Genomic DNA, 25,786 nt, shown 5'->3' with positions numbered 1-25,786 from the left:
TATTGGCGTTTCGCTTCAAGCTGAGACACGACCAACGCATGAGACCTGCTGGACAGGATGACTGATACACTGTATCAAGAACCCCGTTGAACCACTTCCCGGCAGGTTCCATGCCTCTTTCATCCGCTGTCGATGCAGCTGCCGCGCCCACCGGGCCGAACCCGGCGCACGCGCATGGCGATCCGTCCGGCCGTCCACATGCGGACCGTGCCCATGCTGGCCACGCCCATGCGGACCATCTCCGGTCCGCCTCTCGCCGGCCGGAAGTGCGCATCGGCGCCTCGGTGCTGCGGCTCTCCCTTCTGGCGCGTCTCGCCATCTCCGGCACGCTCCTCGCCGTGCTGTGGACCATCGTCGCCCTCGTGGTGGGGAGCCAGCCGTGAGCGCACAGATCTCCTTCCGCAACCTGACCCTCGGCTATGAGCGCCACCCCGCCGTCCACCACCTGTCGGGCCATGTGCGGGAAGGCGCGCTGCTCGCCGTGTGCGGCTCCAACGGCGCCGGCAAGTCCACCCTGCTGAAGGGCATCTGCGGCGCGCTGAAGCCGCTGGGCGGCGCCATCGACCTGCACGGCGTCTCCCCGCGCGATATCGCCTATCTGCCGCAGGGTGCCGAGATCGACCCCAGCTTCCCCATCAACATCTACGACATGGTCTCCATGGGCCTGTGGCGGCGCGCCGGACTGTTCGGCGGCATCGGCCGCGCCGACCGGCAGCAGATCGCCGACGCCATCGCCGCCGTGGGCCTCGAAGGCTTCGAGACACGCCCCATCGGCACCCTCTCCGGCGGACAGATGCAGCGCACCCTGTTCGCGCGCCTGCTGCTGCAGGACGCCCGCGTGATCCTGCTGGACGAGCCCTTCACCGCCCTCGACGCCAAGACCGTCGCCGACCTCGTGGAGCTGGTGCGCCGCTGGCACGGCGAGAAGCGCACCGTGATTGCGGTGCTGCACGATTTCGATCTGGTCCGCGCCACCTTTCCCGAGACGCTGCTTCTGGCCAAGACCCCGGTGGCCTGGGGTCCGACGTCCGAGGCGCTGGGGTCCGAGAACCTCCTGAAGGCGCGCCGCATGGGCGAAGCCTGGCGGGAGGATGCCCCGGTCTGTTCCGACGCGGCCTGACCGGATCAGACCGCCCGCCCTTGTCATCGCCGTCCTTCTGCTTGGCCGGGAGCCGGGAAAAGGCTGTCCAACCCCGGTCCGGCTCACAGCCCCCGCCGGACCCCCGGCTTCCGGCCAAGCACAAGGGCGCCGCCGATCCCGAGCGCGGCGAATCCATCGCCGCGCGCCTGACCTGATCTGCCCTTCCGGCCCACGCGGCAGGTGCCCCGCGATCGCCACCGTTTCGGCCGCGGCCCCGACAGAGACGAGAATGAACCCTTACGATCTCCTCATCGCTCCGTTCTCGGAGTTCGAATTCATGCGGCGGGCGCTGGCCGGCGTGTTCGCGCTGGCGCTGGGGGCGGGGCCCATGGGCGCCTTCCTGATGCTCCGGCGCATGTCGCTGACGGGAGACGCCATGGCCCACGCCATCCTGCCCGGCGCCGCCATCGGCTTCCTGTTCGCCGGCCTCAACCTCTATGCCATGACAGCGGGCGGGCTCGCGGCCGGCCTTCTGGTGGCGGTGGGCGCCGGCGTGGTGGCGCGGGCCACCGGCATGAAAGAGGACGCCTCGCTCGCGGCCTTCTACCTGATCTCGCTGGCGCTGGGCGTGCTCATCGTGTCGCTGAAGGGGTCGAACGTGGACCTGCTGCACGTGCTGTTCGGCACCGTGCTCGGCATCGACGACGCGACGCTCATCCTCATCGCCGCCATCACCACGCTGACGCTGGTGACCCTCGCGGTGATCTGGCGGCCGCTGGTGCTGGAATGCGTGGACCCCACCTTCCTCGCCTCGGTGAGCCGGGCCGGCGGGGTGAGCCACATCGCCTTCCTGGCGCTAGTGGTGATGAATTTGGTGGGCGGCTTCCATGCGCTCGGCACCCTGCTCTCCGTTGGGCTGATGATGCTGCCCGCCGCCACCGCCCGCTTCTTCGTGCGCGACCTGACGGCGCTGGTGACGCTCTCCACGCTCATCGCCTTCGCCGCCGGTGCCATCGGCCTTCTCGTCTCCTACCACCTCGGCACGCCGTCCGGCCCCTCCATCATCCTGGTGGCCGGGCTCGCCTATGCCGGCGCCGTGGTTTTCGGCCCCATCGGCGGGCTCGCCTCGCGCCTGCTTCCGGGTCGCCATCTCGAAGCCTGAAGGAAAAGCCTGATGCTCAACCGACGTCTCGTCCTCGCGGCCTGCCTCGCCGCTTTCGCGGGTCCCGCCTTGGCGCAGGGCACCACCGCCCCCGCCCAGAAGCTGCCGGTGGTGGCCTCCTTCTCCATCCTCGGCGATTTCGTGAAGCAGGTGGGTGGCGACCGGGTGGCCGTCACCACCATCGTCGGCCCCAATGGCGATGCCCACGTCTACCAGCCCACCCCCGCCGACGCGAAGGCCGTGGCCGCCGCCAAGGTGGTGGTCGTGAACGGCCTCGGCTTCGAGGGCTGGATGGATCGCCTCATCAAGGCGTCCGGCACCAAGGCGCCGGTGGTGGTCGCCACCAAGGGCATCACCCCGCGCACCGGCTTCGACGATCATGACGAGGACGAGAAGCCCAAGGCCAAGGACAAGCACGCCAAGGACGAGCATGGCCACGACCATGGCGGCATCGATCCCCACGCCTGGCAGTCCATCGCCAACGCCAAGGTCTATGTGGCCAACGTGCGCGACGGCCTGATCGCCGCCGATCCGGATGGCGCCGACGCCTACACCGCCAACGCGGCCGCCTATCTCGCCCGGCTCGACACCCTGGAGAGAGAGGTGAAGGCCGCCCTCGCGCGCATCCCGGCCGAGCAGCGCCGCATCATCACCTCCCACGACGCCTTCGGCTATTTCGGCGAGGCCTATGGCGTGGTGCTGGTGGCGCCCGAGGGCGTCTCCACCGAGAGCGAGGCCTCGGCCAGGGACGTGGCGCGCATCATCCGCCAGATCAAGGCGCAGAAGATCCCGGCGGTGTTTGTGGAGAACGTCACCGACCCGCGCCTGATGCAGCGCATCGCCAAGGAAACCAGCGCCAAGATCGGCGGCACGCTCTATTCCGACGCGCTCTCCGATGACAAAGGCCCGGCGAGCACCTACATCGACATGATGCGCTCCAACGTGCGCGAGCTTTCCGCCGCCCTGGCGAGCTGAGCGCCACAGTTCGGTTTTCCAATCGCGGCGGCCGGAAGCTCCTTCCGGCCGCCGCCCGACATCAGGTGAATGCCATGGCTGAAACGCAGGCCGAGAAGATCCCCGTCACCGTGCTCACCGGCTATCTGGGCGCCGGTAAGACCACGCTGCTCAACCGCATCCTCTCGCAGCCCCACGGCAAGAAATTCGCGGTCATCGTCAACGAGTTCGGCGAGATCGGCATCGACAACGACCTCGTGGTGGGCGCCGACGAGGAAGTGTTCGAGATGAACAACGGCTGCATCTGCTGCACCGTGCGCGGCGACCTCATCCGCGTCATCGACGGCCTGCTGCGCCGCAAGGGCGGCTTCGACGGCATCATCGTGGAGACCACCGGCCTTGCCGACCCGGCCCCCGTGGCGCAGACCTTCTTCGTGGACGAGGAAGTGCAGGCCAAGACCCGCCTCGACGCCGTGGTCACCGTGGCCGACGCCAAGTGGCTGTCCGATCGCCTGAAGGACGCGCCCGAGGCCAAGAACCAGGTGGCCTTCGCCGACGTGATCCTGCTCAACAAGACCGACCTCGTCACCGCCGCGGAGCTGGACGAGGTGGAAGCCCGCATTCGCGGCATCAACCCCTACGCCAAGCTCTACCGCACCACCAAATCGGAGATCGATGTCTCGAAGGTGCTCAACCAGGGCGCCTTCGACCTCGACCGCATCCTGGAGCTGGAGCCCGCCTTCCTGGAGGACGACGACCACCACGATCATGACCACGTGCACGGCCCGGACTGCGGCCACGATCACGACCACGGCCACCATCACCATGGCCTGAAGGCCGTGCACGACGAGGAGGTGCAGTCGGTCGCCTTCTCCACCGAGAAAGAGCTGAACCCGGACAAGTTCTTCCCCTGGGTGCAGAATCTGGTGGCCACCGAAGGCCCGAACATCCTGCGCTCCAAGGGCATCCTGTCGTTTGCCAATGACCCGGACCGCTTCGTGTTCCAGGGCGTGCACATGATCCTCGACGGCGATCACCAGCGCCCGTGGAAGCCCGACGAGAAGCGCGTGAGCCGCATCGTCTTCATCGGCCGCAAGCTCGATCGCCAGGCGCTGGAAGACGGCTTCCTCTCCTGCGCGGCGTGATCGGCCGCACGGTTTCCGAACGCAACAAGGCCCGCGGCATCCCCGCGGGCCTTCTTCATTTCAGCACTCTCACGCCATCAGGCCGCGCACCAGCAGGTCGTGATACTCCTGCGCCACCTCCTCGGCGGATTTGCCCCCGCCCGGCTTGAACCAGCGCACCATCCAGCTCAGTAGCGAGAGCACCGCGCGGCCGGTCATGGCGGCGCTCACCTCCCGGAACGAGCCGTCGGCGACGCCGTCCTGGAGGATCCGCCGCAACAGGCCCTCGTGGGCATCGCGCAAAGCCAGCGCGTCGTCCTTGAGCCCGCTGTTGGCCATGCCGGAGAAGCCCACCAGCATGGTGACGAAGCAATCGTAATTGTCGGCGAGGAAGCGGGCATGGGCCATCATGAATTGCCGCAGGCGCTCCACCGGCGGATCGGCCTCGTTCACCGCCCTGGCGGCGGTCTCGTACAGGCCGGTCAGGGTGAAGATGATGATGGCATCGTAAATCTCCTGCTTGGAAGAGAAGTAATTGTAGATGGCGCCCTTGGAATAGTTCATGGCGGCGGCCAGCTCGTTGAGTGAGCTTTCCACATAGCCCTTCTGCGCGAAGAGCTGCGCCGCCTGACGCAGGATCTCGGCGCGCGGGTCGGCCATGAGTGGCGGGCGGCCGAGCCGCGCGGCGGACCCCGCAGCCCCCGACGGCACCGCGCCCTTGGGCGGGCGACCGCGACCGCGGGGCGGCGCGACGCCCATCTCCGGTGCGGTCGCGGGCACCGGCGCTTTCTTCAGTTCGTCCTGCAGCGGTCCGCTCCCTTGACTGACGTGGGATATTTATATACCGACTGGATGGAATGTAAATGGAGCCCGAGCCCCCGGCCGGGTCCTCAGCGGGAGACACGTTCATGGCAGCCGCCTCCAAGCCCGTGTTCGACTGGACCGACCCCTTCGACCTCAACGGCCAGCTCACCGAGGACGAGCGGATGGTGCGCGACACGGCGCGCGACTATGCGCAGGAGAAGCTGCTGCCCCGCGTCACCTCGGCCTATCTGGACGAGCGGTTCGACCGCGAGATCATGAACGAGATGGGCGAATTGGGCCTGCTCGGCCCCACCATCCCGGCGGAATACGGCGGCGCCGGCCTCGGCTATGTGTCCTACGGCCTCGCCGCACGCGAGGTGGAGCGGGTGGATAGCGGCTATCGCTCGGCCATGAGCGTGCAGTCTTCCCTCGTCATGCACCCCATCTTCGCCTACGGCACGGAAGAACAGCGCCAGAAGTATTTACCGAAGCTTGCCACCGGCGAGTGGATCGGCTGCTTCGGCCTCACCGAGCCGGATGCCGGCTCCGACCCCGCCGGCATGCGCACCCGCGCCGAGAAGATCGACGGCGGCTATCGCCTGAACGGCGCCAAGATGTGGATCACCAACTCGCCCATCGCCGACCTTGCGGTGGTGTGGGCGAAGTCGGCGGCGCACGACAACGCCATCCGCGGCTTCGTGGTGGAGCGCGGCATGAAGGGCTTCTCCACCCCCAAGATCGAGGGCAAGCTTTCGCTGCGCGCCTCCATCACCGGCGAGATCGTGCTGGAGGACGTGGAGATCCCCGAAGAGAACCTGTTGCCCAACGCCACCGGCCTTGCCGGTCCGTTCGGCTGCCTCAACCGGGCGCGCTACGGCATCGGCTGGGGCGTCATGGGCGCGGCGGAAGCCTGCTATGCCCAAGCGCGGCAATACACGCTGGACCGCAAGCAGTTTGGCAAGCCGCTGGCCGCCAACCAGCTGGTGCAGAAGAAGCTGGCGGACATGGCCACCGACATCGCCTTCGGCCTGCAGGCCTGCCTGCGCGTGGGCCGGCTGTTCGAGGAAGGCCGCCTGCCGCCGGAGACCATCTCCTTCATCAAGCGCAACAATTGCGGCAAGGCGCTGGACATCGCCCGCATGGCCCGCGACATGCACGGCGGCAACGGCATCTCGGCCGAATTCCACGTCATCCGCCACGCGGCGAACCTCGAGACCGTGAACACCTATGAGGGCACGCACGACATCCATGCGCTGATCCTCGGCCGCGGCATCACGGGGATTCAAGCGTTCTTCTGAGCACGTTTTTCCCCTCGCCCCTTGCAGGAGAGGGTGGATCGCGGCGAAGCCGCGAGACGGGTGAGGGGTGATGCCACTGCCTGTCACACTTGCCGGCGGCATCGTGCCACCCCTCACCCCCAGCCCCTCTCCCGCAAGGGGAGAGGGGAGCGTTCTTCACTAACGAGTCCCCCGTCATGTCCCCTCCCCTCGCCGGCCTTCGCGTCCTGGAACTTGCCCGCATCCTCGCCGGTCCGTGGTGCGGGCAGTTGCTCGCCGATCTCGGCGCCGAGGTGATCAAGGTGGAGCGCCCCGGCGGCGGCGACGACACCCGCACCTGGGGTCCGCCCTTCCTGAAAGGCGCGGATGGGGCGGACCTCGGCGCCGCCTATTTCCATGCCACTAATCGCGGCAAGCGCTCGGTGGCGGTGGATTTCGAGACGGCGGAGGGGCAGGAGACCATTCGCGCCCTGGCCCGCCAGAGCGACGTGGTCATCGAGAATTTCAAGGTCGGGGGCCTGAAGAAATACGGCCTCGATTACGCGAGCCTGAAGGCGGAAAACCCGCGCCTCGTCTATTGCTCCGTCACCGGCTTCGGGCAGGATGGACCCTATGCGCCGCGCGCCGGCTACGACTTTCTGGTGCAGGGCATGGGCGGCATCATGGACCTCACCGGCGCGCCCGACGGCGAGCCGCAGAAGGTGGGGGTGGCGTTTGCCGACATCTTCACCGGCCTCTATGCCACCGTGGGCATCCTCGCCGCCCTGCGCCGGCGGGAGGAGACCGGCACCGGCGGCCATGTGGACATGGCGCTGCTCGACACCCAGGTGGGCGTGCTGGCCAACCAGGCCATGAATTATCTCACCTCCGGCACCGCGCCGAAGCGCATGGGCAATGCCCATCCCAACATCGTGCCCTATCAGGTCTTCCCCTGCGCGGACGGCTATTTCATCGCCGCCATCGGCAATGACGGCCAGTTCACCCGCTTCTGCGCCGTGCTCGGCGCGCCGGAACTGGCGCAGGAGGCCGATTTCGGCACCAACCCCGCCCGCGTGGCGCACCGCGCCGCGCTGGTGCCCCAGTTGTCGGCGCTCACCGCCACCTTCAAGCGCGACGACCTTCTCGCCGCGCTGGAGGCGAAGGGCGTGCCCGCCGGCCCCATCAACACGGTGGCGCAGGTGTTCGACGACCCCCAGGTGAAGGCCCGCGGCCTGCGGGTGGACCTGAAGGAGGCCGGCGGCGGCACCATCCCGGCCGTGGCAAGCCCCATCGTGCTCGACGGCGAGCGGCAGGTGGCGCAGACCGCAAGCCCCCGCCTCGGGGCGGATACGCAGGCCGTTCTGGCGGCGCTGGAAGCGCTGGCGAAAGGCTGAGCGCCGGCCCTCAGGCCGTGGCCCCCTCCTGGATCAGCTTCCAGGTGATGGAATCGATCAGCGCCTCGAACGAAGCGTCGATGATGTTGGGCGAGACCCCCACCGTGGTCCAGCGCTGGCCCTTCTCGTCGGCGCTCTCGATCAGCACGCGGGTCACCGCCTCGGTGCCGCCGTTGAGCACCCGCACCCGGTAGTCGGTGAGGTGCAGGCCGGCGATGAACGGCTGGTACTTGCCGAGGTCCTTGCGCAGCGCCACGTCGAGGGCGTTCACCGGGCCATTGCCCTCGGCGGCGGAGATCAGCACCTCATCGCCCACCTTCACCTTCACGATGGCCTCGGCCACGGTGCTCATTTCCCCACGCGCGTTGAAGCGCCGCTCCACGTTCACGCTGAAGCGCTCCACGTCGAAGAAGTCCGGCACGCTGCCGAGGATGCGCCGCGCCAAAAGCGCGAAGGAGGCGTCCGCGGCCTCATAGGCATAGCCCAAAGCCTCGCGGGTCTTCACCTCGTCCAGCAGCCGGGCGATGCGCGGGTCGGCCTTGTCCACCGCGACGCCGAGCCGCTCCAGCTCGGCCAGCACATTGGACTTGCCGGCCTGGTCGGAGACCAAGAGCTTGCGCCGGTTGCCCACCGCCTCGGGGGGCACGTGCTCGTAGGTGGCCGGGTCCTTCAGGATGGCCGAGGCATGGATGCCGGCCTTGGTGGCGAAGGCGCTCTCGCCCACGTAAGGCGCGTGGCGATCCGGCGCGCGGTTCAGCATCTCGTCCAGCGTGCGGGACACGTTGGCGATGTCGGCCAGCGCATCGCGCGAGACGCCGATGTCGAAGTGGGCCGCATAGTCCGGCTTCAACAGCAATGTCGGGATGATGGAGCAGAGGTTGGCGTTGCCGCAGCGCTCGCCGAGGCCGTTGAGGGTGCCCTGGATCTGCCGCGCCCCCGCCCGCACCGCGGCCAGCGAATTGGCCACCGCCTGCTCGGTATCGTTGTGGGCGTGGATGCCCACATGGTCCCCCGGCACCACCTTCACCAGCTCGGAAACGATGGCCTCCACCTCATGGGGCAAGGTGCCGCCATTGGTGTCGCACAGCACCACCCAGCGGGCGCCGGCCTCATAAGCGGTGCGGGCGCAGGCGAGGGCGAAGTCCCTGTCTTCCTTGAAGCCGTCGAAGAAATGCTCGCAATCCACCAGCGCCTCGCGCCCGGCCGCGACCGCCGCCTGGACGCTCTCGCGGATGGAGGCAAGGTTCTCCTCCTTCGTGGTCTCCAGCGCCACCCGCACCTGGTAGGCGGAGGCCTTGGCCACGAAGCAGATGGCGTCCGCCTTGGCCCCGATCAGCGCCGCGAGGCCGGGATCATTGGCGGCGGAGCGGCCGGGCCGCTTGGTCATGCCGAAGGCGGTGATGCGCGCCCGGGCCGGATGCTCCTGCGAAAACAGCTGGGTATCGGTGGGATTGGCGCCGGGATAGCCGGCCTCCACATAGTCCACCCCGAGATGGTCGAGCAGCGCCAGCACCCGCAGCTTGTCGGCGAGCGTGAAGTCCACCCCGTTGGTCTGCGCCCCGTCGCGCAGGGTGGTGTCGAACAGGTAGAGGCGTTCGCGCGCGCCGGACAAGGATGTGGTCATCGCCCCGTCCCCTCGCCGAGCGTCTTGGCCATGGAGGTGTTGCCGAGCCAGGTGTCGGCCAAAGGCACCATGTTGCGGCGGTGGGCCTCGAAGCCGCGGTGCTGGAAGAAGCCGAGGGCGGTGTCGCTGGCGTCCACCGTCAGCTTGAGGGTGCCGCGCCCCTTGGCCAGCGCCTCGGCGGCATCGCACAGGGCGCGGGCGACGCCCGTGCCGGCCGCATCCGGTGCCACATAGAGCAGGTCGATGTGGGCATTGTCCTTCAGCGACAGGAAGCCCACCTGCGCCCCGTCGCGCAGGGCCACCAGCGTCAGCGCACCGGCAAGGCGCGCCGCGAAGGCGTCCTCGTCGTCGGCCGCCGCGCTCCAGGCCTCCTGCTGCTCCTCGTCATAATCATCGCCGGTCAGTTCCATGATGGAGGCGCGGAACAGGGCGGCCAGCACCGGCGCGTCGGCCGGCAGGAACGGGCGCAGGGAGAGCTTGGCGGCGGTCATCGCGACACCTCCCAGCTGGTGGTTCCGTCCTTGTTGTCCATCAGCACGATGCCCCGTGAGGCCAGCTCCTCGCGGATCTGGTCGGCGCGCTTGAAATCCTTCGCCTTGCGGGCGGCGATGCGATCGGCCACCAGGCCGGCGATCACGCCCTCGTCGAGAGCGATGGCCTCCTTCTGCCGGGCCCGCCACCCGGCTTCGGTATCGCCCAGAAGGCCGAGCAGGTTGGCCGCGCCCTTGAAGCGCCGGCGCAGAGCGGAGGACGACTCTTCGTGCTCGGCAACCTCCGCCAGATGGTGCAGGTGGGTGATGGCCGAGGGCGTGTTGAGGTCGTCAGCGAGCCGGTCGGCGATCTCGATCTCGAAGGGATTGCCCTCCCCGGTCTCGGCCTCCGCCTCGCCGATGACGCGGTACCACTTGTCCAGGGTCTTGGCGGCGAAGCCCAGGCCCTGGCGGGTCCAGTTGATGGGCTGGCGGTAATGGGTGGAGAGCATGGCGAGGCGCAGCACCTCGCCCGGCCATTCGGCCAGCAGTTCGCGGATGGTGACGAAGTTGCCGAGCGACTTCGACATCTTCTCGCCTTCCAGCATCAGGAAGCCGTTGTGCATCCACATCTGCGCCATCACCCCGGTATGGAAGGCGCAGCGCGACTGGGCGATCTCGTTCTCATGGTGCGGGAAGACAAGGTCGATGCCGCCGCCATGGATGTCGAAGGTCTCGCCCAGGTGGCGCCACGACATGGCCGAGCACTCGATGTGCCAGCCGGGGCGGCCGGGGGTGGCGATGCCGCAGGGCGAGGGCCAGCCGGGAATGCCGGCCTCGCTCGGCTTCCACAGCACGAAGTCCATGGGGTCGCGCTTGTAGGGGGCCACATCCACGCGGGCGCCGGCCACCATCTCGTCCAGCGGGCGGCGGGACAGGCGGCCATAGTCCGGCATGGAGGGCACGTGGAACAGCACATGCTCTTCCGCCACATAGGCGTGGCCCGAGGCGACCAGGCTCTCGATGAGGGTGCGCATCTCGGCGATGTGCTCGGTGGCGCGCGGCTCCACGGTAGGCCGCAGGCAGTTCAGCGCCGCCGTGTCCTCGCGGAACCAGCGGTAGGTCTCTTCCGTGAGATCGCGGATGGTGATGCCGCGCTCGGCGGCGCGGGCGTTGATCTTGTCGTCCACGTCGGTGATGTTGCGGACGTATTTGACGTGGCCCTCGCCATAAAGACGGCGCAACTGGCGGAACAGCACGTCGAACACGATCACCGGCCGCGCATTGCCGATATGGGCGTGGTCGTAGACGGTGGGGCCGCACACATACATGCGCACGTTGGCCGGATCGAGCGGACGCAGCGTGTCCTTCGAGCGGGTCAAGGTATTGTAGAGCCTGAGCTCCATGGATCATTCCCCCGAATGGCGCATGTGCGCCGTGCCGGTGCACCGGCCGGGGCGTCCAGATCCTTAAGTCTTAAGGGAGCAGCAAGGGACGGCCACGGCCAGCTTTTCGGCTAACCGCAAATAATCGCCGCGATGGCGCAGGTGATGGCAAACCGACCGTTCATGGCGCGGGACAATGGTTCGGGCGGCGGCGGTCGTCAAGCGCTTTCGCGTCGGCGCGGCAGCCGGCCGGCGCGGCGCCGGCGCCCACGCTCGCGAGCCCTTGCCACGCCTGTATTTTTTGCCCGCAACCCGGCGGCCGCTCCGCCATTCGCCGTATGGCCACGCCTGACCATGCGGGGACCAGGGGCCTATCCCCGGCCCCGCGAGAGCGCCCCGGCGGGTCCGGGGGCGGGCTCACGAAAGGACCTCCGCGCCTACTTCAGGAAGTCGGCGCACTTGGGCACGTCCGCCCCGCCGCCCCAGGGCATGATGGGCACGGTGGAGGTGGAATTCTTCGGGCTACCGTCGATCAGCTTGTCCGAATAGACCAGGTACACCAGCACGTTGCGCTTGGTATCGCAGCCGCGGACGATCTGCATCCGCTTGAAGAAGAAGGAGCGGCCCTCGCGGAACACCACGTCGCCCTGCTCGAACTTGGACTTGAAGGCGATAGGCCCCACCTGCCGGCACGCCAGCGAGATATCGGATACCTCCTCGGCCACGCCGACCATGCCCTTCAGGCCGCCCTTTTCCGGCGTGGTGTAGTGGCAGGCGACGCCCTCCACCACCGGGTCGTCGATGCCGTAGACCGCGAGCTTGTCGTCCGGGGTCAGAAACTTCCAGACGGTGGACTTCTTGAAGATGAGGTTCGGCTCCTGCGCCGACGCCGGGGCCGCCAGGGCCGGCACCAGAAGCGCGGCGAGCAGAAGGCACACGCTTCGCACGCGAATCGCAACGCGGCTCGGACGGTTCGCAACGGTCATGAAAGCTCCTGCGGGTTGTGGCTCCTGATATGGGGAAAGTCGCGCTCAGGAAAAGGTGATCGATGGCCGGCAGCCGATAAAAGCCAACGCCGCGCTGCTGCGCCGGCTCGCGATTGACGCGGAGGCGCGGCCATGACACCCCTGTCGCCCCATCGATACCAGCGGCCCGGTTCGACCTGCGCCGCGACGGTTTCGCGCAAGCGCCGCGCGGTCCGGACCGATCGCCGATGAGACACTCCCATCGGCTGTCGGCAGGGCAGCGCCCGACAAGAAAAGGCCCGAGGAGCACCCCATGGACATCAAGCGCCGGCACTTCATTGGCGCCTCCGCCACCGCGCTCGCCACCGGCGCGCTCGCAGCTCCGGCCCTCGCCCAGAGCCAGCCCGAGGTGAAGTGGCGCCTGACCTCCTCCTTCCCGCGCTCGCTGGACACCATCTTCGGCACTGCGCAGATGTTCGCGCGCTACGTGTCCGAGGCCACCGACGGGCGCTTCCAGATCCAGACCTTCCCGGCCGGGGAGCTGGTGCCCGGCCTGCAGGCGCTGGACGCCGTCTCCACCGGCTCGGTGGAATGCGCGCAGACCGCAACCTATTTCTACACCGGCAAGGACCCCGCGCTGGCCTTCGGCACCGGCGTGCCGTTCGGCTTCAACTCGCGCCAGCAGCATTCGTGGTGGTTCTTCGGCGGCGGCGCCGAGATCATCAACGGCGTGCTGGCAAAGTACAATGTCACCGCCATGCCCATCGGCAATTCGGGGTGCCAGATGGGTGGCTTCTTCCGCAAGGAGCTTGCCGGCGTCGAGGACCTGAAGGGCCTGAAGTTCCGCATCGGCGGCATCGGCGGCCAGGTGCTGGCCAAGCTCGGCGTGGTGCCGCAGCAGATCGTGCCGGGTGACGTCTATGCCGCCCTCGAACGCGGCACCATCGACGCGGCCGAGTTCGTCGGCCCCTATGACGACGAGAAGTTCGGCCTCGTGAAGGTGGCCAAATATTACTACTACCCCGGCTGGTGGGAGGGCGGGGCGATGATGCACCTCGTCATCAACGACAAGCAGTGGAACGCCCTGCCCAAGCCCTACCAGGCCATCGTCCGCAATGCCGCGGAAGCGGCGAACAACTGGATGCTGGCCAAGTATGATTTTGTGAACCCGCCGGCCCTGCGCCGCCTGGTGCAGCAGGGAGCGGAGCTGCGGCCGTTCCCGCCGTCCATCCTGGAGGCGGGCCACAAGGCAGCGTTCGAGCTCTACAACGAGATCGCCGCCACCAACCCCGCCTTCAAGCAGGCGCTCGATTCCATGACCGCCATCCGCGCCGACCAGCTGGTATGGTGGCAGATCGCCGAATACGCCTACGACAGCTTCAACATCCGCAACCGCGGCAAGAGCTGAGATCGGGAGCGGGCGACGAGCCCAACGGCGCGCCCGGCTCCTGACGGACCGTGATGAAGCCATAGTTTCGTCACCATTCCCGTCCGGTGTCGGGCTATAGAGGGGCGGTCCGGCAGTGGGCGGCAAAGCGAGAGTCGAGAAGGTGAGGATGGGGTCTGAGCGAGGGATGGGCGTCGGCGGCACGATCCGCCATCTGGCCCGCAAGATCGTATTTGGGCTCGTCCTGGCCGGAACGGCGGCGGCCGGCGCCACGCAGGCGCTGGCGCAAGCCGGTAGCCCGGCCTGCATGCAGCTTGAATCCTCACTCATGTCCCTCGACCGGGGCGCCAACGGCGCCGCCGCCCAGCAGCAGCAGGCGGGGAAGCTGCGCTCCGACCTCGACCGGCTCACCTCCCAGGCCCGCGGCATGGGCTGCGATGCCCCGCGCGGCTTCTTCATCTTCCAGGGGCCGCCGCGCCCGCCCCAGTGCGACCAGATCGACGACCAGGTGTCGCGGATCCGCTCCCAGCTCGCCGGCGTCGAGCGCGGCGGATCGGACCAGAGCGGCCAGCGCCGCGCGCTGATCCTCGCCCTCGCCCAGAACAATTGCGGCCAGCAATATACCGCTGCCGTGCAGGCGTCGCGCCGCCCCGCCGAACCGCAGAAGCCGCGCAACTTCTTCGAAGCCATCTTCGGCACGCCCCAGAGCGTGCAGGAGGAGGAAAGCACGCCGGACCTCGCCACCATCCCGCTGGACCAGCCGAGGCAATATTCCTCCCGCACCGTGTGCGTGCGCACCTGCGACGGCTATTTCTTCCCCATGGCGAACTCCACGAACACCAGCCGCTATGCGCAGGACGACCAGCTGTGCAAGCGGCTGTGCCCGGGCTCGGAGGCGCAGCTCTTCACCTATAGCGGCGACATCAAGTCGGCGGTGAGCGTTTCCGGGCAGTCCTACATGTCGCTGCCCAATGCCCTGCGCTACCGCAAGGAACTGGTGCCGGCCTGCACCTGCAAGCCCGCCGGCCAGTCATGGGCGCAGGCGCTCGCAGGCCTTGAGGACGAAACCACCCTGCGCAAGGGCGACATCCTCGTGACCGAGGAGCAGGCCCGCGAGATGTCGCAGCCGAAGTTCAACGACCCGGCCCAGACCTCCAAGGGCAAGACCACGCAGCGCCAGCCGGCGGTCAATCCGGCGGCGGAAGCGGGCGGCCCCGTGGCCGCGACGGCCGCCGCCCCGCTGGCCCCGGCCTCCGAGCAGCCGGGCCAGCGCCAGGTGCGCATCATCCCGCTGCCGCGCTCGCAGAATGCCCAGAACCAGCAGAACGCGGCCGGCGCCGGACAAGGCACGGCCCAGTAACGCGCACGGCCACCGGTCAACCGCCGGGGCCGTTGGTATGGGTGACAGCGGCGGGGGCAGCCCCCAACCCGCTTTCTCTGAAGCAAGCATCCACCACAAGGCCGGCAGCAGCGGCCCGGCGACCCGCGCTGCTGTCGCGCGGTGGAACCCGTCGCTTCAAGCCGCTTCGCCCCCAAGGCGGCCTGCCACCCGTGCCCGGCCCATCAACGGCAGCAAAGCGGCAAGCTCCGGCCCCTTCTCCCGGCCGGTCAGGGCGAGGCGCAGCGGATGGAACAGGACCTTGCCGGCGCGCCCGCTCGCGTCCTTCACGGCCTTGATCCACGCGCCATAGGTCTGCGCGTCCCAGGGCTCGGCGGGCAGAAGCCCTGCCGCCTCGGCGAGGAAGCCGCGATCCGCTTCCGCCACAAGGCCGGCCATCGGGCGCGCCACCACGCTCCACCAGTCCGCCGCCTCCGAAAACCGCGCCAGATTGCCCCGCACCGCCAGCCAGAAGGCCGCGCCGCCGCCGATGCCCGCCGCCCCAAGGCGGGACGCCGCGGCCTCGAAGGGCATCATGTGCAGGGTGCGGGCGGTGAGTTGGGCGAGGTCTTCGGGATCGAAGCGGGCCGGCGCGCGGGAGATGTGGGCAAGGTCCACCATGCCCGCCAGCGCATCGAGGCTTTCCACCGCCTCCACCGCATGGGAGGTGCCCACCAGAACGGCGGCGGCGGCCACCGCCAGGGCCTCGTGCCCCGCCTCCCGGAGCGCCGACAGGGACAGGTGGCCAAGCCGCTTCGACAGGCCCTCCCCCGAAGGCAGGGTGAGCAGGTTGTGGTGGGCAAAGCGCGGCGCCGGCCCGCCCAGCGCTTCGAAAATCTCGATCTGGACCGCCGTGTTGGTCACATGGTCCTCGCCGCGCACCACGCAGGTCACGCCCATGGCGAGGTCGTCCACCACCGAGGGCAGCGTATAGAGGAAGCTGCCGTCGGCGCGCACCAGGACCGGGTCGGACAGGCTCGCCGTATCCACCTGCTGCGGCCCGCGCACGCCGTCGTCCCAGGCGACGACGCGATGATCGAGGCGGAAGCGCCAGTGCGGACGGCGGCCCTCTGCCTCCAGCCGGACGCGGTCGGCGTCGGTGAGCGCCAGCGCCGCACGGTCATAGACCGGCGGCAGGCCCCGCGCCCGCTGCAGCCGACGCTTCAGCTCCAGCTCCTCCTCGCTCTCATAGGCGGGATAGAGCCGCCCGGCCGCCTTCAGGCGCTCGGCCGCGGCCGCATAGTCGGCGATGCGATCGGACTGGCGGAAGGCGAGGTCGGGGGCGATGCCCAGCCATGCGAGATCCGCCGCGATGGCATCGGCATATTCCGTGCGGGAGCGGGCGGCATCGGTATCGTCGAAGCGCAGGATGAACGTGCCGCCGGCGCGCCGGGCGAGGAGCGCGTTGAGGAGGGCCGTGCGGGCATTGCCCACATGGATGAGGCCCGTGGGCGATGGCGCGAAGCGCAGGACGGGAGGGGATGGCACGGGGCTGGATGGAACAGGGCTGGATAGAACAGGGCTGGACATGGGGAGCCCATAGCCCGACGCGGCCGGCCCGTCGATAGGGGGCCTCGGGGGAGACGGGGTTTCGGGGGAGGATGAGTCTCGGCGTGTGGCCGAAAGAAAGAAGCCCGGCCGTGATGGCCGGGCTTCGGTTGGTTCAGCGGGGCGGCGGGCAATCCGGCCCGCGGCAGTCGGGCCGTCCGCCCTGGGGCCGCTGCTGAGGCTGGCCCTGAGGCTGCCGCTGCGGCTGTCCCTGAGGCGGCTGAGCCTGGGGCTGGCGTTGCGGCTGGCCCTGGGGCTGGCCCTGCTGCTGCGGCGGACGCTGCTGCTGAGGCGGGCGCTGCTGCTGGAACTGCTGCGGCGGACGCTCCTGACGCTGCTGCTGCTGCTGTTGCGGCCGCTGCTGCTGGTACTGCTCCGGCGGGCGCTGCGGGCGCTGCTCCGGCGGGCGCTGTTGCTGTTGCTGACGCTGCAGCTGTTGCTGCTGACGCTGCTGGTTCTGCTCCTGCTGACGCTGCTGCTGTTGCTGACGCTGCTGCATCTGTTCCTGCTGGCGCTGCTGCTGTTGCTGGCGCTGCTGGATTTGCTGCTGCTGGCGCTGTTGCTGCTGCAACTGCTGGCGCTCCTGTGACGTCGGCGGGCGGTTCGGCAGGCCGTTCGGTCCGGGGCCACCGGGGCGACCCGGCTGGCCAGGAACGACGCCGGGCTGTCCCCCAGGCTGGCCGGGGCCACCCTGCTGACCGGGCTGGCCGGGGCCACCGGGACGACCGGGGCCACCGGGACCACCCGGCTGGCCGGGAACGACGCCGGGCTGGCCAGGACCACCGGGACCGCCCGGCTGACCGGGCTGACCGGGGCCACCCGGACGACCGGGACCACCGGGGCCACCCGGCTGGCCGGGAACGACGCCGGGCTGACCGGGGCCACCGGGACCGCCGGGCTGGCCGGGACCACCGGGACCACCCGGCTGGCCGGGCTGACCGGGGCCACCCGGACGACCGGGGCCACCGGGGCCACCAGGACCACCGGGACCACCCGGCTGGCCGGGAACGACGCCGGGCTGGCCCGGGCCACCGGGACCTCCCGGCTGGCCGGGACCACCGGGACCACCGGGGCCACCAGGGCCGAAGTCACCCGGTCCACCGGGACGGCCAGGACCACCGGGACCTCCCGGCTGACCGGGACCACCGGGACGGCCAGGGCCGCCGGGATAGCCGGGCCCACCGGGACGGTTCCAGCCAGGCGGAGGCATCGGGGCAACGGGCGGGGGCGGCTGCATGCCGGGGGGAGCGATATAATTGTTGCGCCACCAGCCGGGCTGGCGCGGCCCGGGAGGCGGGGCATACCAGCCGGGCCGCGGCCGCGGCGCATAGCCTTCCCAGCGGTACCGGTCGGCGTACCAGGGCTGGTTCACATAATAGGGCCGGCCCACATAATACTGGTTCCAGTACTGGGAGGCGGCAAACGCCACGACGGGCACGCCGACGGCCGCCACGCCCCAGTCGGGAAGCACGGCAGTGCGGCCCTGCTGCTCGGAGCCGAGATATTCACTGTAGACCCAGCCGCGGTAATCCTGCCAGATCACGTCGCACCAAGATTCATCCTCCAGGCAGCCCTCGATTTCGAGCGGCGAGCCTTCGGGGATGACGCCCAGGCTGGGAAATTCGGTATCCGGGCCGGTGCGGATATTCACGTTCGCGGTGGAAAAGGCCGGTGCCGCTTGGGCCGCCGACACCATTCCTGCCATAGCCAGGCCTGCGACCCAGCCAGCCAGTCTGAGCACCCTCATGGATCACTCCCATTCGACTCGATAGAGAGTCGATGTTCTTAGTGTATCTCCGCCCTCATGGCGTTTCATGTGCCAAGGCAGGGTCATTCCTAAGCGGCAGGAAGGCGCAATTGCGTCAGGAGATGGTAAACGGAACGATATCCCGCACGTTCTCGTCGATGCGGATCTCCCGATCCAGCGGCGGGAAGGCCCGCAGGTCGCAATCGCGCCTCGGGCAGATGCGGCAGGAGACGCCAAGCTTGGCCACCGGCGCGGCCTTGAGGTCCAGCCCGTCCGCATAGACGATGTCGTGGGCGAAGGCGACCTCGCAGCCGAGCCCGAAGGCATAGGCTCGCGAGGGCTGGCCGTGACGCAGGGAGGGGCTGACCACGGCGCGGGCGAGGCAGATGTAGCGCGCCCCGTCGGGCATCTCGCCCACCTGCACCAGCGTGCGCCCCGGCATCTCGAACGCCTCGTGCACATTCCAGGCGGCACAGGCCCCGCCGTGGCGGGCGAACTGGAAACGCGTCGCCGAATGACGCTTGGTGATGTTGCCGGCGCGGTCCACCTTGGCGAAATAGAACGGCACGCCCTTGGCTCCCGGCCGCTGGAGCGTGGACAGGCGATGGCACACCTGCTCCAGGCTGGCGCCGGTCTCCAGCACGATGCGGTCGATGTCATGCCGCAGCCGCCGGGCCAGATCGTGGAAGTGGCGATAGGGCAGCATGAGCGCGCCAGCGAAATAATTGTGCAGCGCCAGCCGGCAGATTTCCGCTGCCGTCTGGCTGCGGAAGGCGCCGGAGGCCACCGTATCCTCCACCAGCGCGCCATGCTCCAGCTGGGCGATGGTGGCGGCGATGCGGAACGCCCGCGTCGGCGCCGACAAGACCCCCGACAGCACCAGCCGCCGCAGGCGCGGATCGAAGCGCGACAGCGGCGCATCCGGGTCCGCCGGCCCCACCTCCACCTGCACGCCGTGGTGGCGCGCGAGATGGGCGGCGAAGGCGGCGGCGGGGTCCGCGCCTTCCAGGATGCCGAGGCTGGCGGCGGCCTGTTCCGCGGCCCGGTCGAGGGGGTCCACGTAATTGTCGATATAGTGGAAGAAGTCCCGCACTTCCTCGTAGGGGATCAGCTTGGCCTCGTCCGCCCCCGGCGTGACGCCGGCGGTGAGCATGTCGTCGAGGGAGGCGCGCCACTCCGCCGTGCGCCGCAGCGCCACGTGCATGCGCAGGAAGGCATGGGCGAAGGCGGGGGAGAGATTGGCCACCGCCTTCATGTCCTGAAGGCCGAGGTCGAGATCCTTGAACAGCGGGTCGGCCGCCGTCTCGCGCAGGTCCGCCACCAGCCGGTCCAGGTCCTCCGCGCCAAAGGAGGTGATGTCCACCGCGAATGTGCGCGAGATGGCGATGAGAATCGAGGCCGTGAGCGGGCGCTGGTTGCTCTCGATCTGGTTGATGTAGGACGGCGAGACGGCGAGGCGCTGGGCCAGCTCGCTCTGCTTGAGCCCCAGCTTTTCCCGCAGCCGCCGTACCGCATGACCGGCATAGATCTTCTGACGCATGGGCGGCCCCGACTTCGGGATTGCAAATTCTTCACAATAAACAACGTGAATTTTTCACATATTCCCAAAGCCCGCAACTCCTGTTAGCCGACAGCAGCGTTCGGGAGCAGAGGCAGCGCAAAGCTTGGGCTTTCGCCACCTTTGAAGCCTCGATAGTCTCGTTTCACAAACACAGTTCCAAGCACGTACCTGGGGAGCGCTCGGCATGAAGGACATCCTCGAAGAGCTCGAAAGCCGGCGCTCGGTCGCCCGGCTCGGCGGCGGGGCACGGCGCATCGAGGCCCAGCACGCCCGCGGCAAGCTCACTGCCCGCGAGCGCATCGAGCTTTTGCTCGACCGCGGCACGTTCGAGGAATACGATACCTTCGTGCAGCACCGCTGCGTGGACTTCGGCATGACCGACCAGAAGGTCCCCGGCGACGGCGTCGTCACCGGCTGGGGCACGGTCAACGGCCGCAAGGTGTTCGTCTTCGCCAAGGACTTCACCGTGTTCGGCGGCTCCCTCTCCGAGGAGCACGCGCGCAAGATCACCAAGATCCAGGATATGGCGCTGAAGACCCGCGCCCCCATCATCGGCCTGTTCGATGCCGGCGGCGCCCGCATCCAGGAAGGCGTGGCGGCGCTGGGCGGCTACGGCGAGGTGTTCAAGCGCAACGTCATAGCCTCCGGCGTCATCCCGCAGATCTCGCTGATCATGGGCCCCTGCGCCGGCGGCGACGTCTATTCCCCGGCCATGACCGACTTCATCTTCATGGTCCGCGACACCTCCTACATGTTCGTGACCGGCCCCGAGGTGGTGAAGACCGTCACCAACGAGACCGTCACCTCCGAGGAACTGGGCGGCGCCAAGGTGCACACCACCAAGTCCTCGGTGGCCGACGGCTCCTACGAGAACGACGTGGAGATGCTGCTGGAGACCCGGCGGCTCATCGACTTCCTGCCCTCCAACAACCAGGAGGGCGCGCCCGAGTGGCCGTCCTTCGACGATCCGGGCCGCTACGACGAGAGCCTCGACACCCTGGTCCCGGACAATCCCAACAAGCCCTACGACATCAAGGAGCTGATCCTGAAGGTCGTGGACGAGGGCGACTTCTTCGAGATCCAGGCCGCCTACGCCCGCAACATGGTGACCGGCTTCGGCCGCATCGAGGGGCGCACGGTGGGCTTCGTCGCCAACCAGCCCATGGTGCTGGCCGGCGTGCTCGACAGTGACGCCTCCCGCAAGGCGGCGCGCTTCGTGCGCTTCTGCGACGCCTTCGAGATCCCCATCGTGACCTTCGTGGACGTGCCCGGCTTCCTGCCCGGCACGGCGCAGGAATACGGCGGCCTCATCAAGCACGGCGCCAAGCTGCTGTTCGCCTATTCGCAGGCGACCGTCCCGCTGGTCACCGTCATCACCCGCAAGGCCTTCGGCGGCGCCTATGACGTGATGGCCTCCAAGCATGTGGGCGCAGACGTGAACTACGCCTGGCCCACCGCCCAGATCGCGGTGATGGGCGCCAAGGGCGCGGTGGAAATCATCTTCCGGGCCGACATGGGCGACCCGGAGAAGATCGCCGCCCAGACCAAGAATTACGAGGAGCGCTTCCTCTCGCCCTTCGTGGCGGCGGAGCGGGGCTATGTGGATGAGGTGATCATGCCGCATTCGACCCGCCGGCGCCTCGCCCGCGCCCTCGCCATGCTGCGCACCAAGAAGCTCGAGCAGCCCTCGCGCAAGCACGACAACATGCCGCTTTAAGCGGCTTCCAAGCGGCACCGACGCTCCCCCTCTCCCCTTGCGGGAGAGGGTTGGGGTGAGGGGTGTGGCGCCAGTGGACCCGGCGCCGGGCAGACCCCTCACCCGCCTTCGCTTCGCTCCGGCACCCTCTCCCGCAAGGGGAGAGGGGTAAGGGGCCACACCGCACCTATCTCCGCGCCGATGGCGCCCAAGGAACCCGCACCATGTTCACGAAGATCCTGATCGCGAACCGGGGTGAGATCGCCTGCCGCGTCATCAAGACGGCGCGCAAGATGGGCATCAAGACCGTCGCCGTCTATTCCGACGCCGACAAGGACGCCCTCCATGTGGAGATGGCCGACGAGGCGGTGCATATCGGCCCGCCCCAGGCCGCCCAGTCCTACCTGATCGCCGAGAAGATCGTGGAGGCCTGCAAGCTCACGGGCGCCGAAGCGGTGCATCCCGGCTACGGCTTCCTCTCCGAGCGCGCCTCCTTCCCCAAGCTTTTGGCCGAGCACGGCATCGTCTTCATCGGTCCCAACCCCCACGCCATCGAGGCCATGGGCGACAAGATCGAGTCCAAGAAGGCGGCGGCGGCGGCCCATGTCTCCACCGTGCCCGGCTATCTGGGCGTGCTGGAGAACGGGGTCGAGGCGGCCCGCATCGCCGACGAGATCGGCTATCCGGTGATGATCAAGGCCTCCGCCGGCGGCGGCGGCAAGGGCATGCGCATCGCCTATTCCCGCGATGAGGTTCAGGACGGCTTCGACCGCGCCAAGAGCGAGGCCAAGTCCTCCTTCGGCGACGACCGCGTGTTCGTGGAAAAGTTCATCGTCGATCCGCGCCACATCGAGATCCAGGTGCTGGGCGACAAGCACGGCAACGTCATCTACCTGGGCGAGCGCGAATGCTCCATCCAGCGCCGCAACCAGAAGGTGGTGGAGGAAGCCCCCTCCCCGCTGCTGGACGAGGCCACCCGCCGGAAGATGGGCGAGCAGGCCGTGGCCCTCGCCAAGGCCGTGGGCTACGACAGCGCCGGCACGGTGGAATTCGTGGCCGGGCAGGACAAGAGCTTCTACTTCCTGGAGATGAACACCCGCCTGCAGGTGGAGCATCCGGTCACCGAGCTGATCACCGGCATCGACCTGGTGGAGCAGATGATCCGCGTCGCCGCAGGCGAGCCCCTCACCATCACCCAGGACGACGTGAAGCTCACCGGCTGGGCGGTGGAAAGCCGCATCTACGCGGAAGACCCCTACCGCAACTTCCTGCCCTCCACCGGCCGCCTGGTGCGCTACCGTCCGCCGGCGGAAGGCAAGGACGGCCCCATTACCGTGCGCAACGACACCGGCGTCTATGAGGGCGGGGAAATCTCCATCTTCTACGATCCCATGATCGCCAAGCTGGTGACCCACGCCCCCACCCGCGCCATCGCCATCGAGGCGCAGGCGGACGCTCTGGACGCCTTCGCCATCGACGGCATCGGCCACAACATCCCGTTCCTGTCGGCGCTCATGTCCCATCCGCGCTGGCGCGAGGGCAATCTCTCCACCGGCTTCATCGCCGAGGAATATCCCGACGGCTTCCATGCCCGCGCGCCGGAAGGCGAGCTGGTCCATACCCTGTCGGCCGTGGCGGCGGTGATCGACCACATCCACAATGCCCGCAAGCGGCACATTTCCGGCCAGACCTCCGGCGTGCCGGTGGCCTTCGCCAAGCGCCGCATCGTGCACCTCTCCGCCGCCGAGGAGACCCTTTCCACCCCGTGCGAGGTGGAAGCGGTGGACGGCGGCTACAAGGTGCAGATCTTCGACGCCGACGGCACCGCCGGCCACACCCACCTGCTGCGCTCCACCTGGAAGCCGGGCGACGTGGTGTGGACGGGCACCATCGACGCCGACCAGGTGGCGGTGCAGGTGCGCACCATCCCCAACGGCTACCTTTTGGCCCATCGCGGCATCGCCACCAAGGCGCGGGTCTACACCGAGCTGTCGGCCTCGCTTGCGGCGCTGATGCCGAAGAAGGAAACCGCCGGCGGCGGCAAGGAGCTTTTGTGCCCCATGCCGGGGCTGGTTGTCTCCATCGCCGTCACCCCCGGCCAGGAGGTGAAGAACGGCGAGATCCTCGCCATCGTGGAAGCCATGAAGATGGAGAACGTGCTGCGCGCCGAGCGCGACGGCGTCATCAAGGCGGTCCACGCCAAGGCCGGCGACAGCCTCGCCGTGGATGCGGTGATCCTGGAATTCGCGTGATGGGTGCGGCGCGGCTTGTTCCTTCTGGCCTTGAGGGGCTACCAAGAGGGGGCGGCAGCCGCGCCGCATTCTTTGCGGCCGGGGGCGGGGCCATGGCTCGCGGGCTCAGGATGGGGCGTAGGGCATACGGCGTGTTCATCGCGGTGTACGTGCTCGTGTGGGGCGGACTTATCGTGTGGGGCGTTGGCCAGATTCCCACCGTCGCGCTATTGAGCCTGCCACTTCTTCATTTCATTGCCTCTGCAGCCCGGCTAGCGGACACGGGTTTAAATTTCTGGTTCAGCCTACTTGTACTTCCCCTTGTTAACTTCGGAGCCCCGATAGGCATCTTGTGCATTTTGGTGGTAATTAGTAATTCTCATCCACCCTCGGGAGAGGCGATATTATACTTAATAATAATCGGCATCCCTCTTTTCGTTTTGTTCAACTTACTCATTTCAATCTTCTGCGCCGAGTTTCGACGACCTCAGCCCGTCCGGGGTGCCCAGCCAGCTGTCGTTCCGCAGACGCCGCAACCACGGCAAGGACCCACATGGGTTGACACCGGGGACGGTCAGCGTCTTTGGGTCGATACGTCAAACGAACCGTGAGCCCATTGATGCGCCTCCTCTCGCACCTCCTGAACCGCTTCGTGGAGAAGGGCAGCCTCACGGTGATCACCGCCGACGGGCAGCGCCATGCCTTCGGCTCGGGGGTGGATGGGCCCTCCGTCACCGTGCGCATGCATGACAGGAAGCTGGAGCGCGACCTGTTCTTCAATCCGGAGCTGGTGGCGGCGGAGGCCTATATGGACGGCCGCCTCTCGTTCGAGGACGGGGCGGGGGCGTTCGAGCTGCTGTCCCTGTTCTCGGTGAACCGCAAGGGGCTGGGCAGCCACCCGGTGCAGCAGGCGCTGCGCAAGGCGTGGCGCTCGGTGCGGCGGTTCCAGCAGGCCAACCCGGTCGCCAAGGCGAAGGAGAACGTCTCCTCCCACTACGACCACCCGGCCGCCTTCTACCGGCTGTGGCTGGACGAGACCATGGCCTACAGCTGCGCCTACTTTCACGAGCCGGACCAGCCGCTGGTGGAGGCGCAGCGCAACAAGTTCCGCCACATCGCCGCCAAGCTGAATGTCGCCCCCGGCATGCGGGTGGCGGAGATCGGCTCCGGCTGGGGCGGGCTTGCCATCTACATGGCGAAGGAATGCGGCGCGCAGGTCACCGCCATCAACGTCTCGCCGGAGCAGCTGGCCGAAAGCCGGCGGCTCGCGGAGGCGGCGGGCGTCGCCGGCTCCATCGACTTCCGCGAGGTGGATTATCGCAACCTGAAGGGCAAGTTCGACCGCGTGGTCTCCATCGGCATGATGGAGCATGTGGGCGTCTCGCACTTCGACGACTACTTCACCACCATCCGCAACCTGCTGGATGAGGGCGGCTTCGCGCTGGTGCACGCCATCGGCCGCATGTCGCCGCCCGGCACCACGGCGCCGTTCATCCGCAAGTATATCTTCCCCGGCGGCTATGTGCCGGCGCTGTCGGAGGTGTTCGCCTCCACCGAGCGCACGCACCTGTGGGTGGATGATTGCGAGGTGCTGCGCCTGCACTATTACTGGACCATCCGGGCGTGGCGGCGGAACTTCATGGCCCGCCGCGCCGAGGTGGACGCCATGATGGGCGAGCGCTTCGGCCGCATGTGGGAATTCTACCTCGCCGCGGTGGAGCTGGGCTTCCTGCACGGCTCCAACATGGTGTTCCAGCTGCTGCTCTCCGAGAAGCGCGACGACGTGCCGGTGCTGCGCGACTACATGTTCGACGCCGAGCGCGCGCTGGCGGCCCGGGAGGGGCGGTGATGGGCGCCTGTTTCGCCGATCCCCGGCACAGCGCGGCTCCCCTCTCCCCTTGCCGGAGAGGGGGTGGGGGTGAGGGGCCGCTGACCTCTCGTCCGGCGCTCGCGTCGACCCCTTGCGCATCCCCTCACCCCGGCCCTCTCCCGCTAGGGGAGAGGGGGCGCAAAGCCCAA

At 68.4% G+C, this 25,786-nt stretch carries 20 protein-coding genes and 1 pseudogene; 13 read left to right on the top strand and 8 right to left on the bottom strand.

Annotated features, from left to right (window positions below; all coding sequences use genetic code 11):
* The first annotated feature begins 110 nt into the window (after window positions 1-110).
* The 5 genes from V5F48_RS12255 (at window position 111) to V5F48_RS12235 (ending at window position 4,342) form a co-directional block, all read left to right on the top strand.
* Entirely contained in the window at window positions 111-383 is a 273-nt protein-coding gene (locus tag V5F48_RS12255) for a hypothetical protein (RefSeq protein ID WP_394258943.1), read from the top strand.
* Complete coding sequence (locus tag V5F48_RS12250) at window positions 380-1,120, top strand: metal ABC transporter ATP-binding protein (protein ID WP_394258942.1); 741 nt, start codon at window positions 380-382, stop codon at window positions 1,118-1,120. The genes V5F48_RS12255 and V5F48_RS12250 overlap by 4 nt, the downstream gene beginning before the upstream one ends.
* A 250-nt stretch (window positions 1,121-1,370) precedes the next feature.
* A complete protein-coding gene (locus V5F48_RS12245; protein WP_394258941.1) occupies window positions 1,371-2,243 on the top strand; it encodes a metal ABC transporter permease in 873 nt (290 codons plus the stop codon).
* A gap of 12 nt (window positions 2,244-2,255) precedes the next feature.
* The gene (locus tag V5F48_RS12240; protein ID WP_394258940.1) at window positions 2,256-3,218 is read left to right on the top strand and encodes a metal ABC transporter substrate-binding protein; all 963 of its coding nucleotides are present in this window, start codon (window positions 2,256-2,258) and stop codon (window positions 3,216-3,218) included.
* A 74-nt stretch (window positions 3,219-3,292) separates the two neighbouring features.
* On the top strand, window positions 3,293-4,342 hold the full coding sequence (locus tag V5F48_RS12235) for a CobW family GTP-binding protein (RefSeq protein ID WP_394258939.1): 1,050 nt from the start codon (window positions 3,293-3,295) through the stop codon (window positions 4,340-4,342).
* Between the two features lie 69 nt (window positions 4,343-4,411).
* On the opposite strand, the gene V5F48_RS12230 is transcribed toward V5F48_RS12235, so the two are convergent.
* Entirely contained in the window at window positions 4,412-5,101 is a 690-nt protein-coding gene (locus tag V5F48_RS12230; protein WP_394258938.1) for a TetR/AcrR family transcriptional regulator, read from the bottom strand.
* A 128-nt stretch (window positions 5,102-5,229) separates the two neighbouring features.
* Here V5F48_RS12230 and V5F48_RS12225 point away from each other — a divergent pair, with 128 nt between their 5' ends.
* Both V5F48_RS12225 and V5F48_RS12220 read left to right on the top strand, forming a co-directional pair.
* Window positions 5,230-6,423 carry an acyl-CoA dehydrogenase gene (locus V5F48_RS12225; protein ID WP_394258937.1) on the top strand — a complete coding sequence of 398 codons (1,194 nt, stop codon included), beginning with the start codon at window positions 5,230-5,232 and terminating at the stop codon, window positions 6,421-6,423.
* Between the two features lie 176 nt (window positions 6,424-6,599).
* The gene (locus V5F48_RS12220; protein WP_394258936.1) at window positions 6,600-7,775 is read left to right on the top strand and encodes a CaiB/BaiF CoA transferase family protein; all 1,176 of its coding nucleotides are present in this window, start codon (window positions 6,600-6,602) and stop codon (window positions 7,773-7,775) included.
* Window positions 7,776-7,785: 10 nt separating this feature from the next.
* Here the strand turns inward: V5F48_RS12220 and cimA are convergent, their stop codons facing one another.
* The 4 genes from cimA to V5F48_RS12200 all read right to left on the bottom strand — a co-directional run bounded on the left by cimA (window position 7,786) and on the right by V5F48_RS12200 (window position 12,240).
* Window positions 7,786-9,399: a citramalate synthase gene (gene cimA / locus V5F48_RS12215; protein WP_394258935.1), complete on the bottom strand. Its 1,614-nt coding sequence runs from the start codon at window positions 9,397-9,399 to the stop codon at window positions 7,786-7,788.
* The gene (locus V5F48_RS12210) at window positions 9,396-9,890 is read right to left on the bottom strand and encodes a GNAT family N-acetyltransferase (RefSeq protein WP_394258934.1); all 495 of its coding nucleotides are present in this window, start codon (window positions 9,888-9,890) and stop codon (window positions 9,396-9,398) included. Before V5F48_RS12210 ends, cimA begins: the two co-directional genes overlap by 4 nt.
* Window positions 9,887-11,275 (bottom strand): cysteine--tRNA ligase, encoded by a 1,389-nt coding sequence (gene cysS, locus V5F48_RS12205; protein ID WP_394258933.1) that lies wholly within the window; start codon window positions 11,273-11,275, stop codon window positions 9,887-9,889. Before cysS ends, V5F48_RS12210 begins: the two co-directional genes overlap by 4 nt.
* Before the next feature lie 416 nt (window positions 11,276-11,691).
* Window positions 11,692-12,240 (bottom strand): CreA family protein, encoded by a 549-nt coding sequence (locus V5F48_RS12200; RefSeq protein WP_394107697.1) that lies wholly within the window; start codon window positions 12,238-12,240, stop codon window positions 11,692-11,694.
* A 298-nt stretch (window positions 12,241-12,538) separates the two neighbouring features.
* Here V5F48_RS12200 and V5F48_RS12195 point away from each other — a divergent pair, with 298 nt between their 5' ends.
* Both V5F48_RS12195 and V5F48_RS12190 read left to right on the top strand, forming a co-directional pair.
* Window positions 12,539-13,627: a TRAP transporter substrate-binding protein gene (locus tag V5F48_RS12195; protein ID WP_394107956.1), complete on the top strand. Its 1,089-nt coding sequence runs from the start codon at window positions 12,539-12,541 to the stop codon at window positions 13,625-13,627.
* Between the two features lie 148 nt (window positions 13,628-13,775).
* Window positions 13,776-14,966, top strand: coding sequence for a DUF2865 domain-containing protein (locus V5F48_RS12190; protein ID WP_394258932.1), 1,191 nt, complete (start codon window positions 13,776-13,778; stop codon window positions 14,964-14,966).
* A gap of 156 nt (window positions 14,967-15,122) precedes the next feature.
* Here V5F48_RS12190 and V5F48_RS12185 read toward each other — a convergent pair whose 3' ends face one another.
* Entirely contained in the window at window positions 15,123-16,472 is a 1,350-nt protein-coding gene (locus V5F48_RS12185) for a glutamate--tRNA ligase (protein ID WP_394258950.1), read from the bottom strand.
* Between the two features lie 127 nt (window positions 16,473-16,599).
* Between V5F48_RS12185 and V5F48_RS12180 the strand changes: the two genes are divergently transcribed.
* The gene (locus tag V5F48_RS12180; RefSeq protein WP_394258951.1) at window positions 16,600-17,121 is read left to right on the top strand and encodes a hypothetical protein; all 522 of its coding nucleotides are present in this window, start codon (window positions 16,600-16,602) and stop codon (window positions 17,119-17,121) included.
* A 921-nt stretch (window positions 17,122-18,042) separates the two neighbouring features.
* Here the strand turns inward: V5F48_RS12180 and V5F48_RS12175 are convergent.
* Window positions 18,043-18,228 (bottom strand): annotated as a pseudogene (locus V5F48_RS12175) (SH3 domain-containing protein); the annotation flags it as partial.
* Window positions 18,229-18,394: 166 nt separating this feature from the next.
* Window positions 18,395-19,819: a helix-turn-helix domain-containing protein gene (locus tag V5F48_RS12170; RefSeq protein ID WP_394258931.1), complete on the bottom strand. Its 1,425-nt coding sequence runs from the start codon at window positions 19,817-19,819 to the stop codon at window positions 18,395-18,397.
* Window positions 19,820-20,024: 205 nt separating this feature from the next.
* On the opposite strand from V5F48_RS12170, the gene V5F48_RS12165 reads away from it, so the two are divergent.
* The 3 genes from V5F48_RS12165 to V5F48_RS12155 all read left to right on the top strand — a co-directional run bounded on the left by V5F48_RS12165 (window position 20,025) and on the right by V5F48_RS12155 (window position 25,616).
* Window positions 20,025-21,557, top strand: coding sequence for an acyl-CoA carboxylase subunit beta (locus tag V5F48_RS12165; protein WP_394258930.1), 1,533 nt, complete (start codon window positions 20,025-20,027; stop codon window positions 21,555-21,557).
* A 203-nt stretch (window positions 21,558-21,760) separates the two neighbouring features.
* Window positions 21,761-23,788: an acetyl-CoA carboxylase biotin carboxylase subunit gene (locus V5F48_RS12160; protein ID WP_394258929.1), complete on the top strand. Its 2,028-nt coding sequence runs from the start codon at window positions 21,761-21,763 to the stop codon at window positions 23,786-23,788.
* Between the two features lie 598 nt (window positions 23,789-24,386).
* A complete protein-coding gene (locus V5F48_RS12155) occupies window positions 24,387-25,616 on the top strand; it encodes a class I SAM-dependent methyltransferase (RefSeq protein WP_394258928.1) in 1,230 nt (409 codons plus the stop codon).
* Window positions 25,617-25,786 lie beyond the last annotated feature (170 nt).

Source organism: Xanthobacter autotrophicus ATCC 700552 (genome assembly GCF_043194565.1).
GTDB classification, from domain to species: Bacteria; Pseudomonadota; Alphaproteobacteria; order Rhizobiales; family Xanthobacteraceae; genus Xanthobacter; species Xanthobacter autotrophicus_F.
The sequence above is the reverse complement of the archived record's forward strand: the minus strand, read 5'-3'. Positions and strand labels throughout refer to the sequence as shown.